This is a genomic window from Pseudomonas akapageensis, from assembly GCF_011355085.1.
GTDB classification, from domain to species: domain Bacteria; phylum Pseudomonadota; class Gammaproteobacteria; order Pseudomonadales; family Pseudomonadaceae; genus Aquipseudomonas; species Aquipseudomonas akapageensis.
In genome coordinates this window covers 1-15,830 of the sequence record NZ_VXCP01000048.1, presented here as the reverse complement: position 1 = coordinate 15,830, position 15,830 = coordinate 1, and the positions used below count along the sequence as shown (strand labels likewise).

General features: G+C 60.6%; 18 protein-coding genes. 10 read left to right on the top strand and 8 right to left on the bottom strand.

Features of this window, described 5'->3' with window-relative positions:
• The first annotated feature begins 233 nt into the window (after positions 1–233).
• The gene (locus F2S13_RS25460) at positions 234–542 is read left to right on the top strand and encodes a hypothetical protein (RefSeq protein WP_166366117.1); all 309 of its coding nucleotides are present in this window, start codon (positions 234–236) and stop codon (positions 540–542) included.
• A 16-nt stretch (positions 543–558) separates the two neighbouring features.
• Here F2S13_RS25460 and F2S13_RS25455 read toward each other — a convergent pair whose 3' ends face one another.
• The 4 genes from F2S13_RS25455 to F2S13_RS25440 all read right to left on the bottom strand — a co-directional run bounded on the left by F2S13_RS25455 (position 559) and on the right by F2S13_RS25440 (position 5,270).
• Entirely contained in the window at positions 559–1,431 is an 873-nt protein-coding gene (locus tag F2S13_RS25455; RefSeq protein ID WP_166366115.1) for a PI-PLC domain-containing protein, read from the bottom strand.
• Positions 1,432–1,550: 119 nt separating this feature from the next.
• On the bottom strand, positions 1,551–2,048 hold the full coding sequence (gene greB / locus F2S13_RS25450) for a transcription elongation factor GreB (protein ID WP_166366113.1): 498 nt from the start codon (positions 2,046–2,048) through the stop codon (positions 1,551–1,553).
• A gap of 34 nt (positions 2,049–2,082) precedes the next feature.
• Positions 2,083–4,587 (bottom strand): ABC transporter permease, encoded by a 2,505-nt coding sequence (locus F2S13_RS25445; RefSeq protein ID WP_166366111.1) that lies wholly within the window; start codon positions 4,585–4,587, stop codon positions 2,083–2,085.
• On the bottom strand, positions 4,587–5,270 hold the full coding sequence (locus tag F2S13_RS25440; RefSeq protein WP_166366109.1) for an ABC transporter ATP-binding protein: 684 nt from the start codon (positions 5,268–5,270) through the stop codon (positions 4,587–4,589). Before F2S13_RS25440 ends, F2S13_RS25445 begins: the two co-directional genes overlap by 1 nt.
• Positions 5,271–5,280: 10 nt before the next feature.
• Here F2S13_RS25440 and F2S13_RS25435 point away from each other — a divergent pair, with 10 nt between their 5' ends.
• The 3 genes from F2S13_RS25435 to F2S13_RS25425 all read left to right on the top strand — a co-directional run bounded on the left by F2S13_RS25435 (position 5,281) and on the right by F2S13_RS25425 (position 7,317).
• Positions 5,281–5,886, top strand: coding sequence for an arylesterase (locus tag F2S13_RS25435; RefSeq protein WP_166366107.1), 606 nt, complete (start codon positions 5,281–5,283; stop codon positions 5,884–5,886).
• 56 nt (positions 5,887–5,942) lie between these two features.
• The gene (locus F2S13_RS25430) at positions 5,943–6,224 is read left to right on the top strand and encodes a hypothetical protein (RefSeq protein WP_166366105.1); all 282 of its coding nucleotides are present in this window, start codon (positions 5,943–5,945) and stop codon (positions 6,222–6,224) included.
• A gap of 124 nt (positions 6,225–6,348) precedes the next feature.
• Complete coding sequence (locus F2S13_RS25425; protein WP_166366103.1) at positions 6,349–7,317, top strand: L,D-transpeptidase family protein; 969 nt, start codon at positions 6,349–6,351, stop codon at positions 7,315–7,317.
• A 925-nt stretch (positions 7,318–8,242) separates the two neighbouring features.
• Here the strand turns inward: F2S13_RS25425 and oprI are convergent.
• Entirely contained in the window at positions 8,243–8,494 is a 252-nt protein-coding gene (oprI, locus tag F2S13_RS25420; RefSeq protein ID WP_003448337.1) for an outer membrane lipoprotei OprI, read from the bottom strand.
• Between the two features lie 599 nt (positions 8,495–9,093).
• Between oprI and F2S13_RS25415 the strand changes: the two genes are divergently transcribed.
• On the top strand, positions 9,094–9,375 hold the full coding sequence (locus F2S13_RS25415; RefSeq protein WP_166366101.1) for a GNAT family N-acetyltransferase: 282 nt from the start codon (positions 9,094–9,096) through the stop codon (positions 9,373–9,375).
• Between the two features lie 110 nt (positions 9,376–9,485).
• Here F2S13_RS25415 and F2S13_RS25410 read toward each other — a convergent pair whose 3' ends face one another.
• A complete protein-coding gene (locus F2S13_RS25410; protein WP_166366099.1) occupies positions 9,486–10,562 on the bottom strand; it encodes a 3-deoxy-7-phosphoheptulonate synthase in 1,077 nt (358 codons plus the stop codon).
• A gap of 150 nt (positions 10,563–10,712) precedes the next feature.
• Positions 10,713–11,162 carry a PilZ domain-containing protein gene (locus F2S13_RS25405; RefSeq protein ID WP_166366097.1) on the bottom strand — a complete coding sequence of 150 codons (450 nt, stop codon included), beginning with the start codon at positions 11,160–11,162 and terminating at the stop codon, positions 10,713–10,715.
• Between F2S13_RS25405 and F2S13_RS25400 the strand changes: the two genes are divergently transcribed.
• The 4 genes from F2S13_RS25400 (at position 11,161) to cysB (ending at position 14,164) form a co-directional block, all read left to right on the top strand.
• Positions 11,161–11,547, top strand: a complete 387-nt coding sequence (locus tag F2S13_RS25400; RefSeq protein WP_166366095.1) for a YbbN family protein — start codon at positions 11,161–11,163, stop codon at positions 11,545–11,547. The two genes, F2S13_RS25405 and F2S13_RS25400, sit on opposite strands and share 2 nt — an antisense overlap.
• Positions 11,548–11,567: 20 nt before the next feature.
• Entirely contained in the window at positions 11,568–12,470 is a 903-nt protein-coding gene (locus F2S13_RS25395; protein ID WP_166366159.1) for a 5'-nucleotidase, read from the top strand.
• A 97-nt stretch (positions 12,471–12,567) separates the two neighbouring features.
• Positions 12,568–13,068 (top strand): universal stress protein, encoded by a 501-nt coding sequence (locus F2S13_RS25390; protein ID WP_166366093.1) that lies wholly within the window; start codon positions 12,568–12,570, stop codon positions 13,066–13,068.
• 121 nt (positions 13,069–13,189) lie between these two features.
• A complete protein-coding gene (gene cysB, locus F2S13_RS25385) occupies positions 13,190–14,164 on the top strand; it encodes an HTH-type transcriptional regulator CysB (protein WP_166366091.1) in 975 nt (324 codons plus the stop codon).
• 116 nt (positions 14,165–14,280) lie between these two features.
• Here cysB and F2S13_RS25380 read toward each other — a convergent pair whose 3' ends face one another.
• On the bottom strand, positions 14,281–15,015 hold the full coding sequence (locus tag F2S13_RS25380) for a phosphoadenylyl-sulfate reductase (protein ID WP_166366080.1): 735 nt from the start codon (positions 15,013–15,015) through the stop codon (positions 14,281–14,283).
• 153 nt (positions 15,016–15,168) lie between these two features.
• Here F2S13_RS25380 and thrH point away from each other — a divergent pair, with 153 nt between their 5' ends.
• Positions 15,169–15,786 carry a bifunctional phosphoserine phosphatase/homoserine phosphotransferase ThrH gene (gene thrH, locus F2S13_RS25375; protein ID WP_166366078.1) on the top strand — a complete coding sequence of 206 codons (618 nt, stop codon included), beginning with the start codon at positions 15,169–15,171 and terminating at the stop codon, positions 15,784–15,786.
• Positions 15,787–15,830 lie beyond the last annotated feature (44 nt).

Sequence of the window (15,830 nt, the reverse complement as noted above, 5' to 3'; positions counted from 1 at the left end):
CGCTCCGCGTCGTGACGCTGGAGCGTCTGACTCCGCATTCCCACGCGGAGCGTGGGAACGAGAAAGAGTATTGACAGCCGGTAACCCGCTTCTCTAGGATTGCCCCCATGCGCCGATTTAAACAGCTACTTGCGGGGCGCCGGGACTTCATTGTCACCGAAATACCGCTAAAGCGCTGGTTCGGTGACGCCTCCCACCCTGCCCAGCGGGAATTGGAGGCGGAGTAAAACACCATGAGTTGTCCGCGCATCAGTGTCTGTCTGGCCCCTGTCCCTTCGAGCCCGACCCTGCGCAACCCCCGAATCCTGCTCGGTGGTCAGCATCAACCTACCTTGTTGCGTCATCTCGATGGCTGGCCCCGGCGCAAGGGCAAGGCCACTGCGTTTCTGATCCAGTTCGTCGATGAAGTGGCCGCCCTGGCCGGGTTTGCCGATGATCGCTTCGACCTGGCGGTGATTCAGGCCCCGAGTGCTGAAAACGCAGCCGATGTGATCGGACATATGACGCGTATTGCACGCCAGGGCCTGATTACCCGTCGCTGAGTGCGGTTTGCCCCCGTTATTTGTTGAGTGCCCTTACCAGATTTGCATGGATGCAGTTTCTGATGAGATCGCTTCTGAGTGACCAGTCCGTGTTGATGATGAAAAACTTCTGGATGTAGCTGTTCTCATCTTCGGATTTGAACCAGCGATCAATGCTGTCACTGAAGTCGTCGGGTACGAAAAACGGCAGGACGTATTTCGCGCACTGGATGGAACGAAGTTGGTAGGCGGGTTTTTCTTCCAGGGCAACTTCGTCCATGAACTGCTTGAGCTGATAAGTGGTGTTGGTATTACTGCCACTCCAGCGTTGGTTGACGCTGTACCAGAAATCATAGCCATCGGTACCCTGGTTGTAGGCAACCACCACGGTTTTACCGGGGTGGTTCAGCCACAGATAGATGAGCGGTTTTTTCTTGAGATCATAGGTGACCAGGCGGTGACCCAGGCGGTCGGTAATCAGTGCCTGAAGTTCGCGATGTGCCGCCGGGGTGAAGTTTTCCAGTTGATGGAAATCGAGGATAACGATTTCCTTGTCGGTGTCATTGGGCGTAATCATGCCCCGATAAAACTGTTCCAGCGGTTCAAGAACGTCTTCGGTGACGGTTCTACCCGAAGAGTTCAAGTGATAGAGCTGAAAGCGCCGCGGATCGCCCACAGGGTATTGGTCATAGAACCATACACGTAAATCCAGAACCCTGATGCCTGACTGGATCTGTTCTATGGGAGGGACATCTTGTGTGACTTCCTGCTGGATATTCTTGTTCGGTGCGCGTTTGTCCATTCCCGAGTTGTGTGTGCCGGGCAGAATCAGCTCGTCGATGCGCAGGCTGCCAAGGGCCTTGTTTTGCCCCATCCAGCTATGTGGCCAGGTTTTCGGATTGATTTTCATAGCGTCGTCATCCATGACTGAAGGGCGCGCGATAAGGCGCCACGAAGCTATGGTAGGCAGTGATTGGCGGGGTGATTCAGAAGGAAGTTGCTCAGCCTTTGGAACGGATGCCACCTTTGTCAGGGGTAGTCGATCTCGATGATATAAACCAGTTGTTCACCCGTAGGTGTCTGCACCCGAACCTCGGCATCCAGCGGCTTGCCGATCAATGCACGGGCCAGGGGGGAGTCGATGCTGATCAGGCCGAGTTTCAGGTCCAGTTCGTCGGGCCCGACGATGCGATAGCGCGACTGCTCGCCGTCTTCGTTTTCCACCGTGACCCAGGCACCGAAATAGACTTTGTTCGGATCGCTCGGGCGTTCACTGACCACCTTGAGGTTTTCCAGGCGCTTGGTGAGAAAACGCACGCGGCTGTCGATCTCGCGCAGCATTTTCTTGCCGTAGGTGTATTCGGCGTTTTCCGAGCGGTCGCCCTGGGCCGCGGCTTCGCTGACCGACTGGGTCACCTGCGGGCGGCGCACATGCCAGAGTTCATGCAGCTCGGCGCGCATCCGCGCTTCGCCTTCGGGTGTGATCAGGGCGGTGCCGGCGGAGCGGGGCGGGCGATAACGGCTCATGCACTGGGTTCCGGATGATGGGGCATCGAGTCTATCAGCCCTCGCGAAGCACTGTCAGCGGGGTGGCGTTCAGGGCTCGACGCGTGCCGAAGATGCCTGCGCCGCCGACCAGCACTGCACCCACGACCGGTAATGCCAGCAGCCAGGGGTGCGGGCTCCATGTCAGGTCAAAGGCGTAATGATAAAGCGCCAGGCTGATCAGTTCGCAGCCCAGCGCGGCCAGCAGGCCACTGGCAGCACCCAGCAGGCCGAACTCGATGCGCCGGGTCTTGACCAGTAACCTGCGTTCGGCACCCAGGGCCCGTAGCAGTGCGCCTTGCTGAATGCGTTCGTCGAGGGTCGCCTGCAGGCCGGAAAACAGCACGGCCAGGCCCGCAGCCAGGACGAACAGCAGCACATACTCCACCGCCAGGGTGACCTGGGCCAGGATACTGCGCAGTTGTTCGAGCAAGGCTTCCACCTGAAGAATGGTCACGGCCGGAAAGGCCCGCGACAACTCCACGACCTGCAGGTCATGGCCGGGTGCCAGATAGAAGCTGGTCAGGTAAGTGGTGGGCAGATCCTTGAGGGTGCCGGGTTCGAAGATCATGAAGAAGTTGGGCTGGAAGTTGTCCCAGTTGACGGTGCGCAGGCTGGTGACCCGCACTTCGCGGTCCATGCCGCCGACACTGAATATCATGCGATCGCCGAGCTTGAGCTTCAGGCTTTCGGCCACCTTGGCTTCGACCGAAACGCCAGGCAACGAGTCTTGCGCCTGCGCATTCCACCAGGTGCCGGCCAGCAGCGTGTTGCCCGGTGGCAGTTCGGCGGCCCAGGTCAGGCTCAGGTCGCGCTGGATGGCCCGATCACCGCTGGAGTCCTTGCTGACGATGTGGCGCACCGGTTCGTCGTTGATATGGGTCAGTCGGCCGGGAATGACCGGGTAGAGCGGGGCGCCCAGCGCCGAAAAGTCCTTGAGTCGTTCGGCAAATGAATCTTTTTCGGCGGGCAGGATGTTCAGGGCGAAATAGTTGGGCGCGTCCTTGGGTAGCTGGTTTTGCCAGGTATCGAGCAGCTCGCCGCGCAACAGGGCGATCAGGGCCATGGACAGCAGGATCAGGCCGAACGCCAGCGATTGGCCGGCCGCCGCCAGTGGGTGGCGCAGCAACTGGCCCAGCCCCAGGCGCCAGGGCAGACTGGCCCCGGCCAGCAGCCGACGCAGGCTTTGCAGCCCGAACAGCAACAGGCCGCCGAGTATCAGTGCCGCGATCAGGCCGCCGCCCAGCAGGGTGAAGGTCAACACCAGGTCCAGGCTCAGGCGCCACATGATCAGCGCCAGGGCCAGCAGGGCAGCGCCATAGACCAGCCAGGTGCTGGGCGGCACGGGCAGCAGGTCGCGGCGCAGCACCCGCAGCGGTGGCACCCGGCCGAGCGCCGCCAGTGGCGGCAGGGCAAAGCCGGTGAGGGCGACCAGGCCGGTGCCGATCCCGGCTATGGCCGGTAGCAGGCCGCCGGCCGGGACCACGTTCGGCAACAACCCCCCGAGCAGATAAAACAGCCCCAGTTGCGCCAACCAGCCCAGCAGTGCGCCGCTGAGGCTTGCCAGCAGACCGAGCATGGCCAGTTGCAGGCTGAACAGCAGCAAGGCCTGCCGTCGCGACAATCCAAGGCAGCGCAGCAGGGCGCTGGCGTCGAAGCGTCGGCTGGCGAATCGGTTGGCTGACAGGGCCACGGCAACGCCGGACAGCAGTACGGCCACCAGGCTGGCCATGTTCAGGTAGCGCTCGGCCTTGCCCAGGGCGCCGCCGATCTGGCGATTGCCATCGCGCGAATCCTGCAGGCGCTGGTTGGCCTCGAGTCCCGGTTTTATGGTGTTGCGATAGCTGGCCAGAGCTTCGGGCGTGCCGCTCCAGAGTTCGCGGTAGCTCACCCGGCTGCCCGGCTGCACCACGCCGGTGGCTTCAAGGTCTGCCAGGTTGATCAGCACCCTCGGTGTGAGACTGTAGAAGTCGCCGGCACGATCGGGTTCATAGGTCAGCACCCGGGTCATGCGCAGGCTTTTGCTGCCGACATCGATGTTGTCGCCGATCTTCAGGTTCAATGCCACCAGCAGCCGCGGCTCGACCCAGGCCTCGCCCGGTGCCGGTCCGCCGCCGCGGACTTCGGCACCATAGGGCTGCGCGGCGCTCTTGAGTTCGCCACGCAGCGGGTAGGCCCCATCCACGGCCTTGATGCTGGACAGCTGGATGCCGGTGTCGCCGGCCACGACACTGGAAAACTCGACCACGCGAGCGTGCCCCAGGTCCAGATCCATGCCGGCCTGCAGTTGTTCCGGGCGGGCGGGGGAGGAGCCTTGCAGGAGCAGGTCGGCGCCCAGAAATTCGGTGGCTCGCAACAGCATGGCGCCATTGAGGCGGGCGCCAAAATAGCCGATGGCCGTGCTGGCGGCGACCGCCACCAGCAAGGCGAAGAACAGTACGCGCAATTCGCCGGCGCGGGCATCGCGCAGCAGTTGGCGCAGGGCAAGACTGCAAAGACGCAACAGCGGCAAGCGAGCCATCAGGCCTCCAGGGGCATCACCAGGTGCCCGGCATCCAGGCGTATCAGGCGGCGGCAGCGCTGGGCCAGACGCTCGTCATGGGTTACCAGTACCAGGGTGGTGCCGCGTTCCTGGTTGAGTTCGAACAACAGGTCACTGATCCGCTCGCCGGTGTGGCTGTCCAGGTTGCCGGTCGGCTCGTCGGCGAACAGCACGGCAGGTTCGGCGGCGAAGGCCCGGGCAATGGCCACGCGTTGTTGCTCGCCACCGGACAGCTGGCGCGGTGAATGGCTCAGGCGCTGGCCCAGGCCGACCCGCTCGAGCAGGCTGCGGGCATGCTCGCGAGCATCCTTGCGACCGTCGAGCTCCAGCGGCAGCATGACGTTTTCCAGGGCGTTGAGACTGTCGAGCAGCTGGAACGACTGAAACACGAAACCCACGTGTTCGGCGCGCACCCGTGCGCGCTGGTCCTCGTCGAGGCTGCCCAGGTCCTGCCCGGCCAGGGTGACCGAGCCTGCGCTGGGCAGGTCGAGCCCGGCGAGCAGGCCGAGAAGGGTCGACTTGCCGGACCCCGAGGCGCCGACAATGGCCAGGCTGTCGCCTTGTCTGAGCTCGAGGGATAGCCGGTGCAGGATGGTCAGTTCGCCTTCCGCGCTGGGGACCACTTTGCTAAGGTTCCTGGCAATGAGAATGCTGGCGCCCATGGAGAGTCCGATGCGAGTGTGGTTGATGAGTGCCGGCCTGGCATTGATGTGTATGGCGCAAGGCGCAGCGGCGGGTACCGTGTTGATCGTAGGGGATAGTATCAGCGCCGCTTTCGGCCTGGATACCCGGCTGGGGTGGGTATCGCTGCTGCAGCAACGCCTTGAACACGAGGGTTTCGACGACAAAGTGGTCAACGCTTCGATCAGTGGTGATACCAGCGCCGGAGGCCAGGCGCGGCTGCCGGCGCTGCTTGCGGAGCATAAACCGGCGGTGGTGGTGCTGGAGTTGGGGGGCAATGATGGCTTGCGCGGGCAGCAGACTTCGCAATTGCAACAGAATCTTGCGGCGATGATTCAGCAGTCGAAGGAGGCAGGGGCCAAGGTGTTGCTGTTGGGTATGCGCTTACCGCCAAATTACGGTGTTCGCTATACGACCGCTTTTGCTGACGTGTTCCCTAACGTTGCCAAAGAGCATGACATCCCGTTGGTGCCGTTTTTCCTCGATGGCATTGGGGGCGTGCCGGAGCTGATGCAGCCCGATGGCATCCACCCGGCAGTCGGCGCCCAGGGCAAGTTGCTGGAAAATGTCTGGCCGACGCTAAAACCCCTGCTTTGATGCTTTTCTACCGGCGGGCTTTGGGCTAATGTGGCGCCCCCGATTTGGAGCCCCCGATGCCGCGTCCCGCCTGGTCACTGTATGCCTATCAACTGATCGAACCTGACGAGCAGCTCGACCTGTTCGCCTGTCAGGAGATCCGGGTGCACCTGATCGCGCGTCAACTCGAGCTCGGAGGTTCGGTGGACCGCACCTTGTGCGGCACGCTGTTGCCTGCCCAGCCACGCTGGTCGGGCGTGGAGTCTTCGATATTTCGCGACAAACGGCTGTGCAAGCTGTGTCGGGCCATTCTGGATGCCCAACGTCGCGGCACACGGCCGGTCTGGCCAGAACTCTGAATCGTTGGCATTCAGCGTTTTTCACCCTTGGCAACGTTTGTGCCGCCCGGATAGCTCCCTGTCGGGCGGCGGTCGGTGTACAATTGGCCCCTTGACTCAATTGACTTTGCGAAGGATTTTCCGGATGTTGCCGCGTTTTTCCGCCGTCACCCGTTGCTTGCCACTCGCCGCCCTGCTGATGGCAGGTCCTGCGGCGGCCCTGGAGTTCCCGTTGCCACCGCCGGGCGAGGATATCGTCGGTCAGGTCCAGGTGATCAAGGCCAAGTACGAAGATACGTTCGCCGATATCGGTACGGCCAATGACCTGGGCTACCTGGAAATGGTCGCGGCCAACCCGGGTGTCGATGCCTGGTTGCCGGGCGCCGGCACCGAGATCGTGCTGCCAACGCGTTTCATCCTGCCACCGGGACCTCGCGAAGGGATCGTGATCAACCTGGCCGAGTACCGCATGTACTACTACCCGAAAGGGCAGAACGTGGTGCATACCTACCCGCTGGGCATTGGCCGTGAAGGCTGGGGCTCGCCGATCGCACAAACCAAGGTCATCGCCAAGACGCCGAACCCGACCTGGTCGCCACCCGCCTCGATCCGCGCCGAGCACGCTGCCGATGGTGACCCGCTGCCGAGCATTGTGCCGGCTGGTCCCGATAACCCGCTGGGCCCGTACAAGTTCACCCTGGGTGTGCCGGGTTACCTGATCCATGGTTCGAACAAGAAGTTCGGCATTGGCATGCGTACCAGCCACGGTTGCTTCCGCATGTTCAACAACAACGTGCTGGAGTTGTCGAAGATGGCTCCGGTGGGGACGCCTGTGCGGATCATCAACGAGCCGTACAAATTCGGTGTCAGCGGTGGCAAGGTGTATCTCGAGGCGCATACGCCGCTGGATGACAAGGGTGATCCGTCGGTGGTGGACAAGCACACTTCGGTGATCAATGCCTTGCTCAAGCGTCCGGACCTGAACAATAACATGCGTATGAACTGGGATACGGTTCGTGATGTGATCGCGGCTGAAGACGGTATGCCGGTGGAGATCGCGGTGCCGAATCAGGCGCCGATGGTGTCCAGTGCGCCGCCGGTTGAGTTGCAGTAAGGTTTAGAGTGGTTCCGAGCCCGCCCATGGGTCACCTGGGCGGGCTTTTTGTTTTACTGGGAACATATCCGGAATGGGTGGTGTTGCCACTGGCGGTTCCGCCCTTACGGCGGGTCACTTTTGGCAAACGCCCCAAAAGTAACCAAAAGGTCTCGCCCTGCCGTTGGCCCTCCGCTGCGCTACGGGTCCCCTCCCTCCGGCGCTGTTACGCAGGCTCGCGGCCCAGGGTTGCTGCGCAACCCTACAGCTCGCGACCTCGGCTGCGCCGAGGGGGGGCTGCGCACCGCCTGCTTCACAGCGCCTCCAGTCGGCCTGCCGGAAAGGGCGGGTGGATCAAGATCAAAAGCCAAAGCCAAAGCCAAAGCCAAAGCCAAAGCCAAAGCAGTTCGTGCAGCCCACGCGATCGGCGTAGCCGCTGCCGCAGGCTGCGCTGGAGTCCCGCAGGGGCTCCCCGGCGATCTCGAGATCTGCGCCTGCTGCGCAGGCGAGCGCAGCCTGCGGCAGCGGCTACGGTCCGGCTTTTGATCTTGCTTTTGCTTTTGCTTTTGCTTTTGATCTTGATCCACAGCCCCTTTCCAGCAGGCCGAGCGGAGGTGTCACGGAGGGGGGAGCGCGCAGCGCCCGAGGCGTAGCCGAGGTTGCGAGCTGTAGGGTTGCGCAGCAACCCTGGGCCGCAATCCCCCGCAGTGACACCGGAGGGAGGGAACCCGGAGCGCAGCGTAGGGCCCATGGAGGGGCGAGCGTTTTTGGTTACTTTTTTGGCGTTTGAAAAAAGTGACCCGCCGTAAAGGCGGAACCGCCAGTGGCATCACCATCCATAATGGATATGCTCCCAAACCTCAAAAGCAGCCTGCTCACCGATCAAGCAGGCAAAAAAAAGCCGACCCATAAAATGGATCGGCTTGATAACAACCCCGAAGGATTATTACTTGCGGCTTGCTTTTTCCAGCATGCGCAGAGCGCGCTCGTTTGCTTCATCAGCAGTCTGTTGTGCTTTTTGAGCAGCAGCCAGAGCTTCATCAGCCTTACGATAAGCTTCGTCTGCACGAGCTTGTGCACGAGCTGCTGCGTCTTCAGTAGCAGTCAGACGAGCTTCGGTTTCTTTGGATACGCTGCTGCAACCGGTAGCCAGAACTGCGGCCAGAGCCAGAGCAGAGAATTTCAGAACGTTGTTCATCGTGTTCCCCTTCAAGGACTTTCAATTAATAGCCATCTCTCGTGAATGAGAAACTAGCCGGCGTACATAGTACCCATTACTTGTAGTAAGTAAACTCACATAGCGCAAGAACCAAAAAAAAATCTCTTTTTTGTATGACTTCTCGCACTATTGATCATACACCTGTATAAAAATTGTGCAGTCTTCTTGTGCTGCCAAGGTCGGAGCTAAAGCGCCAGCACTGCCGCCAGGGTGCCTTCACGACTCTCTGACGTTAGTGCATGTCAGGTGCTCGTTTAGCACGGAAGTACACAAAATTCCTACAGTTTTTCTGAACTAAAGGTGACTTAAAGAGTCGGCGCTCGTCTCACGCTACATCAATCTGCAATGTTCCGGTGAGCGGCCGTTCAGATGTTCGGTCATGCCTTCGTGCACGATTTGTGAGCGCATGCCTTGAGCAACAGCGGCATTGGCGCCTACTATTTGCTACGTGCTCAATTGATAGAGAACGACCAGGCTCGTCTCGGTGTCGAAACAGGCACGAGGTGGCGTAGAGGTTCCTTCGCCGGACAAACATCGGTAAGGTAGGGGTCAGAATCCAAGACCCGCGAGGAGTAGTGATGAGCGAGGCGTTGTCCATCCACCATGACCAGGCTGGTCATCAGTTCGAGACCAATGTGGACGGTCATCGTGCCTACCTGACCTACATGGACCTGGGTAAGCAGACATTGGATATATATCGCACGTTCGTGCCCAATGCGCTGCGAGGCCGCGGCATTGCTGCCGCTCTGACCGAGCAGGCGCTCGAGTATGCCGATCGCATGGGCTACACGGTTATTCCGTCATGTTCCTATGTCGAGCGCTACATGGAGCGACACAAGCGCCAGATGGCAAAGACCTGAAGCGGTCTGGAGCCGCCATCGGGGCCGACGACTCCCTGCTCTTGTCGAGCGCACACAAAAACGCCGGGACATGCCCGGCGTTTTTGTGTGCGTAGACTTTGTCTGGAGTCTTAGCCGCGCTTGCGCGCGGGCAGGACGTCCTTGAGCTTGGCGTGCATGCTGCGCAGGGTGTTTTCGGTAGCGGTCCAGTCGATGCAGGCATCGGTGATCGATACGCCGTACTGCAGTTCCGACAGGTCCTTCGGAATCGCCTGGCTGCCCCAGTTCAAATGGCTCTCGACCATCAGGCCGATGATCGACTGGTTGCCCTCGAGGATCTGGTTGGCGACGTTTTCCATGACCAGTGGCTGCAGGGCCGGATCCTTGTTGGAGTTGGCGTGGCTGCAGTCGACCATGATGTTGGGCTTGATCTTCGCCTTGTCCAGCGCTTGTTCGCACAGGGCGACGCTGACCGAATCATAGTTCGGCTTGCCATTGCCACCGCGCAGCACGACGTGGCCGTAGGCATTGCCCTTGGTGGTGACGATCGAGACGCCGCCTTCCTGGTTGATGCCCAGGAAACGATGTGGGCTGGAAACCGATTGCAGGGCGTTGATCGCCACGGTCAGGCCGCCGTCGGTGCCATTCTTGAAGCCGACCGCCGAGGACAGGCCCGAGGCCATTTCCCGGTGGGTTTGCGATTCGGTGGTGCGGGCGCCGATCGCCGACCAGCTGATCAGGTCTTGCAGGTACTGCGGCGAAATCGGGTCGAGCGCTTCGGTGGCGGTCGGCAGGCCCATTTCGGCCAGGTCCAGCAGCAGCTGGCGACCGATGTGCAGACCGTCCTGAATCTTGAAGGAGTCGTCCAGGTAAGGGTCGTTGATGAGGCCTTTCCAGCCGACCGTGGTACGTGGCTTCTCGAAATAGACACGCATCACCAGATACAGGGTGTCGGACACTTCTGCGGCGAGAACCTTGAGGCGCTCGGCATATTCGTGAGCGGCCTTGATGTCATGGATCGAGCACGGCCCGATCACGACGAACAGGCGGTGATCCTTGCCGTCGAGGATGTTGCGAATCACTTCGCGGCCGCGGGTCACGGTCTGAAGTGCAGCTTCGCTCAGTGGAATGTCCTTCTTGAGCTGATCGGGAGTGATCAAGGTCTCGTTGGACGCAACGTTTAGGTCGTCGATCGGTAAATCAGCCATCGTGTTACTCGTCAGGTCACGGGTGCCGGCCGCCAGCGATCCCCGTGCGGCGGAGCACAGCATGATTGAGCGCAGCGGGGATCGGAACCTTAGCGCGTTACACCGTGGCTCGACAATGGGCAGGGCCTGTTTTCCTGCGTGTTTACAGCCCTAAAGCGGGTTCGGCTGAGCCGAAAGCGATTCCGGGGGCGGGTTCAGGCTCGCCTGGGAGAACTCGATGGCATGTTGCTCCACCCATTCGCGGGCCAGCGCATCGATGCTTTCGGCGTCGTCGTTGTGCTGCTCGCAAAAATGCTTGATCTGGCAGACCTGCTCGCCCATGCGCGCGCCGAAAAGGGTCTGTTCGTCGGTAAAGGCTATGCCGATCAGGTAGCCGTTTTCCTCTTTGCGGCACCAGGCGACATAGCCCGCATAACGTGCCGCTTCACCCAATGCGGGGATGTACATCTCGATGGCCGTGCCGCGTCGGAATGCTCGTGGATAATTGCATGCCACCCCGCCCAGGCTGATAGTGTGCAATCGTTGTCGGTACAGGCGGTGGTATTTGAGTGCTGTCAGCTCTACCGGAACATCTGACGGATGAGGAAGAAAGCGATTCATGAACACTGACTCCGAGTGTCGACTATTTGACAGTCCCATCTCCAGTATAGTGAGGGAATTGGAACTGACTGATTTGAATGTGGATCGGTCGTTACTCGACTTTCCGGGCACTTCGTTGCTGGTATTCACCAGCGAGGGTTGCGCGGGTTGTCGTTGGGCGCGCCACCAATTGCCGGGCATGGGGCTGCCGATCGACCGCTTGTGCTGGATCGATGCGGGCCGCAATGGCGGTGCTGTGGAGCGCTATGAGGTCTTTCACCTGCCCGCGCTGTTCGTGGTGCGCAACGGTGCTTTTCACGGGGCGTTGCAGGCTAGACTGACATTGCCTGAGGTCAGCAGGGGGTTACTCCAGGCATTGGCGCGTCAGCCGCAAGAGTTGCCATGAAAAAAGGCCTGGAGGGCAGCATGGGGAAAGGATTGGGGGGCAAGCTGGTCGTGGCGATTTCTTCGCGGGCATTGTTCGACCTGAGCGAGAGTCACCGGGTTTACCTGGAGCAGGGCGTCGAGGCTTACCGCCAGTATCAGATCGAGCATGAAGAGGAGATCCTCGCGCCCGGCGATGCATTTCTGCTGGTGGAGAAACTGCTCAGTCTCAATGCCAGCCTCGGCCAGGCACGGGTCGAAGTGGTGCTGGTCTCGCGCAACAGCGCCGATACGGGCCTGCGGGTGTTCAATTCGATCCAGCACCATGGCCTGGGTATTTCTCGCGCGGCCTTTGTCGGTGGGCGCAGTCCCTATCCCTACCTGGCCGCTTTCGGCTGCCATCTGTTTCTCTCGACCGATGCTGATGATGTGCGCAGCGCACTGGACGCAGGCTTCGCCGCCGCGACCATTCTCAGCGGCGGCGCACGCCGGGCGGCCAGTGAAGAACTGCGGATCGCATTCGACGGCGATGCGGTGCTGTTCTCCGATGAGTCCGAGCGCGTTTATCAGCTGGGAGGCCTGGAAGCCTTCCAGGCCAGCGAGCGCGAGTCGGCGCGAGAACCCTTGCGCGGTGGTCCGTTCAAGCCTTTCCTGGCGGCGCTCAATTCGCTCCAGAAAGAATTTCCCGAAGGGGCCGGACCCATCCGTACGGCCCTGGTCACGGCGCGTTCGGCACCGGCCCATGAACGCGTCATCCGCACCCTGCGCGAGTGGGACATCCGGCTGGATGAGTCTCTGTTTCTCGGTGGCCTGGAAAAATCGGCCTTCCTCGAGGCCTTCGCTGCGGACGTTTTCTTCGATGACCAGGCCGGTCATTGCGAGAAGGCGCGGGAGTTCGTCGCAACCGGCCATGTGCCCCACGGCATCAGCAATGAGCCGAAATAATAGTCTGCGAACTGGCTGGAATGAGCGGCAGGGCTGACTGTCAGCGGCGCTGCTAAGCTGAAGCAAGCTCTGCCGTTCTGGCGGTTCGGGAGGTCGTATGATTCGCTCAATGCTGTATGCCACCGACCTCGGTGTATACGCTCCTTATGTCATGCAACATGCCTTGGCGCTGGCTCGTACTTTTGGCGCCGAGCTCTATGTCATTCACGTGGTCGAGCCTATGGGGCAGTTTGCCGAGTCACTGCTGCAAAGTTACCTGGACGAGCAAACGTTAAACCAGCTGCAAAGCCAGGGCGTCAATACGGTCATGGCCAATATCGAGAAAAAGGTACTGGATAATTTTCGTGAGGAGTTGGGTGAGGGGCAGCAGGACCTGGCTTTGATCAGCGCGGTACGCGTGCGCCAGGGGGATCCGGCGCAAGTGATCCTCGATCAGGTCCGACGCCTTGCCGTGGACCTGGTGATCGTCGGGCGCCACAGCCATGGGGTCAGCGCGGACGCGCCGCTGGGGCGCACGGCGGCTCGGGTGCTGCAGTTGTCCTCGGTGCCAGTGTATATGGTTCCGCTTTCCCAGCACCGGGGGCGCAGGCAGGCGTAGGTAAATTCACTGATGACTGTGCGAATTTTTATAAAAAGTTCTAGATTTATTCTTCGAACCATTAATATAGTTATAAATCGTCGCTGATGCATGTGGCGTCCAGCTGATTTGAGGGATACCTATGAAGCTTCAACAATTGCGCTACATCTGGGAAGTAGCGCACCACGACCTCAACGTTTCCGCTACAGCGCAGAGTCTCTATACCTCCCAGCCCGGGATCAGTAAGCAGATTCGCCTGTTGGAAGACGAGCTGGGCGTGGAGGTCTTTGCACGCAGCGGCAAGCATCTGACCCGGGTAACCCCGGCGGGGGAGCGGATCATCACCACCGCAGGCGAAATCCTGCGCAAGGTCGAAAGCATCAAGCAGATCGCCCAGGAGTTTTCCAACGAGAAGAAGGGCACGTTGTCCATCGCCACGACCCACACCCAGGCGCGTTATGCACTGCCGCCGGTGATCAGCAATTTCATCAAGCAATACCCTGATGTTGCCCTGCACATGCACCAGGGCTCGCCCATGCAGATCGCCGAGATGGCCGCCGACGGTACCGTCGATTTCGCCATTGCCACCGAGGCACTGGAGTTGTTCGGCGATCTGATCATGATGCCGTGCTATCGCTGGAACCGTTGCGTCGTCGTGCCTCAGGGGCACCCGCTGACCAAGTTGCCGAAGCTGACCCTGGAAGTACTCGCCGAGTACCCGATCGTGACCTACGTCTTTGGTTTCACCGGGCGCTCCAAGCTCGATGAGGCCTTCAGTCATCGCGGCCTGACCCCCAAGGTCGTGTTCACGGCGGCCGACGCCGACGTGATCAAAACCTACGTGCGCCTGGGCCTGGGTGTCGGCATCGTCGCCAAAATGGCCGTCGATCCCAAGCTCGACAGCGATCTGGTGGTGCTCGATGCCAGTGAGCTGTTCGAATCCAGCGTGACCAAGATCGGCTTCCGTCGTGGCACCTTCCTGCGTGGTTTCATGTGCGATTTCATCGAGAAGTTCGCTCCGCACCTGACCCGCGAAGTGATGGCCAAGGCGATTCAGTGCCACAACAAGCAGGAGCTTGAAGAGTTGTTTGATGGGGTTGAGTTACCCGTTCACTGACACACCTTCCTCGTTCCCACGCTCAGCGTGGGAACGCCTCCTCTGACGCTCCGCGTCGCGCCGCAGAGCGGCTGGCACTGCATTCCCACGCAGAGCGTGGGAACGAGAGGTGTCGATTATTTTTTCGCGATCAGATTGCCCGCATGCAGCCCGCATTCCTTCTGTGTGGCTTCTTCCCACCACCAGCGGCCTTCGCGCTCGTGCTGGTTGGGCAGGACCGGACGGGTGCAGGGTTCGCAGCCGATGCTGATGAAGCCGCGTTCGTGCAGGCTGTTGTAGGGCAGCTCGAGCATGCGGATGTAGCCCCAGATCTCTTCGCTGGTCATCTGTGCCAGCGGGTTGAACTTGTACAGGGTGTGCTCGGGCGTCGAGAAGGCGCTGTCGATTTCCATCACGGCAACCTGGCTGCGCGTTCCGGGGCTCTGGTCGCGACGCTGGCCAGTGGCCCAGGCCTTGACGGTGGAGAGCTTGCGCCGCAGCGGTTCGATCTTGCGGATGCCGCAGCATTCGCCATGGCCGTCCTTGTAGAAGCTGAACAGGCCCTTTTCCTTGACGAAGGGTTCCAGCTTGCTGTGGTCGGGCGAAATCAGTTCGATCGGGATGTTGTAGTGTTCGCGTACCTGATCGATGAAACGGTAGGTTTCCGGGTGCAGGCGTCCGGTGTCGAGGCTGAACACCTTGACGTTCTTGTTCAGTTTCCAGGCCATGTCTACCAGCACGACGTCTTCGGCGCCGCTGAAAGAGATCCACAGGTCATCGCCGAAGTGAGCGAAGGCAAGTTTGAGGATGTCCTGGGCGGACTTGTTGGCATATGTCGCGGCGAATTCGGCGACATCGAAGGGGTGACTCATCAGGCGGCTTCCTGTTGGAGGGTGGCGCTTGGCGCTCTGTATCTTCCGATCTTATCAAAAAAATGCCCGGTTTCGGCCGGTTTCCCGCGTTGCGCCTCGCAGGATCAGTGGCTAGAGTGCCGCTTCTTTCTAATGTTGTTCGAGGAGTGTGCTGTGGAAATTGCCTGTCTCGACCTGGAAGGCGTGCTGGTCCCGGAGATCTGGATCGCCTTTGCAGAGAAAACCGGAATCGAATCGCTCAGGGCAACGACTCGGGATATTCCCGATTACGACGTGCTGATGAAGCAGCGCCTGCGAATTCTCGATGAGCACGGCCTCAAGCTCGCCGACATTCAGGAAGTGATCGCCACCCTCAAGCCCCTCGACGGCGCCATCGAGTTCGTCAACTGGCTGCGTGAGCGCTTCCAGGTGGTCATCCTGTCCGACACGTTCTACGAATTCTCCCAGCCGCTGATGCGTCAGCTGGGTTTCCCGACGCTGCTGTGCCATCGCCTGATTACAGACGAGACCGGTCGGGTCGTGAGCTACCAGCTGCGCCAGAAAGACCCCAAGCGCCAGTCGGTGCTGGCGTTCAAGAGCCTGTACTACCGGGTGATCGCGGCGGGTGACTCGTACAACGACACCACCATGCTGGGCGAGGCCGATGCCGGCATTCTGTTCCACGCGCCGGAAAACGTGATCCGCGAATTCCCGCAGTTCCCGGCGGTGCATGATTTCGAGGCGTTGAAGCAAGAGTTCATCAAGGCTTCGAACCGCGAACTCAGCCTGTAACACTCCGCTCTCGTTCCCACGCGGAGCGTCACTAGTGTCCGGTA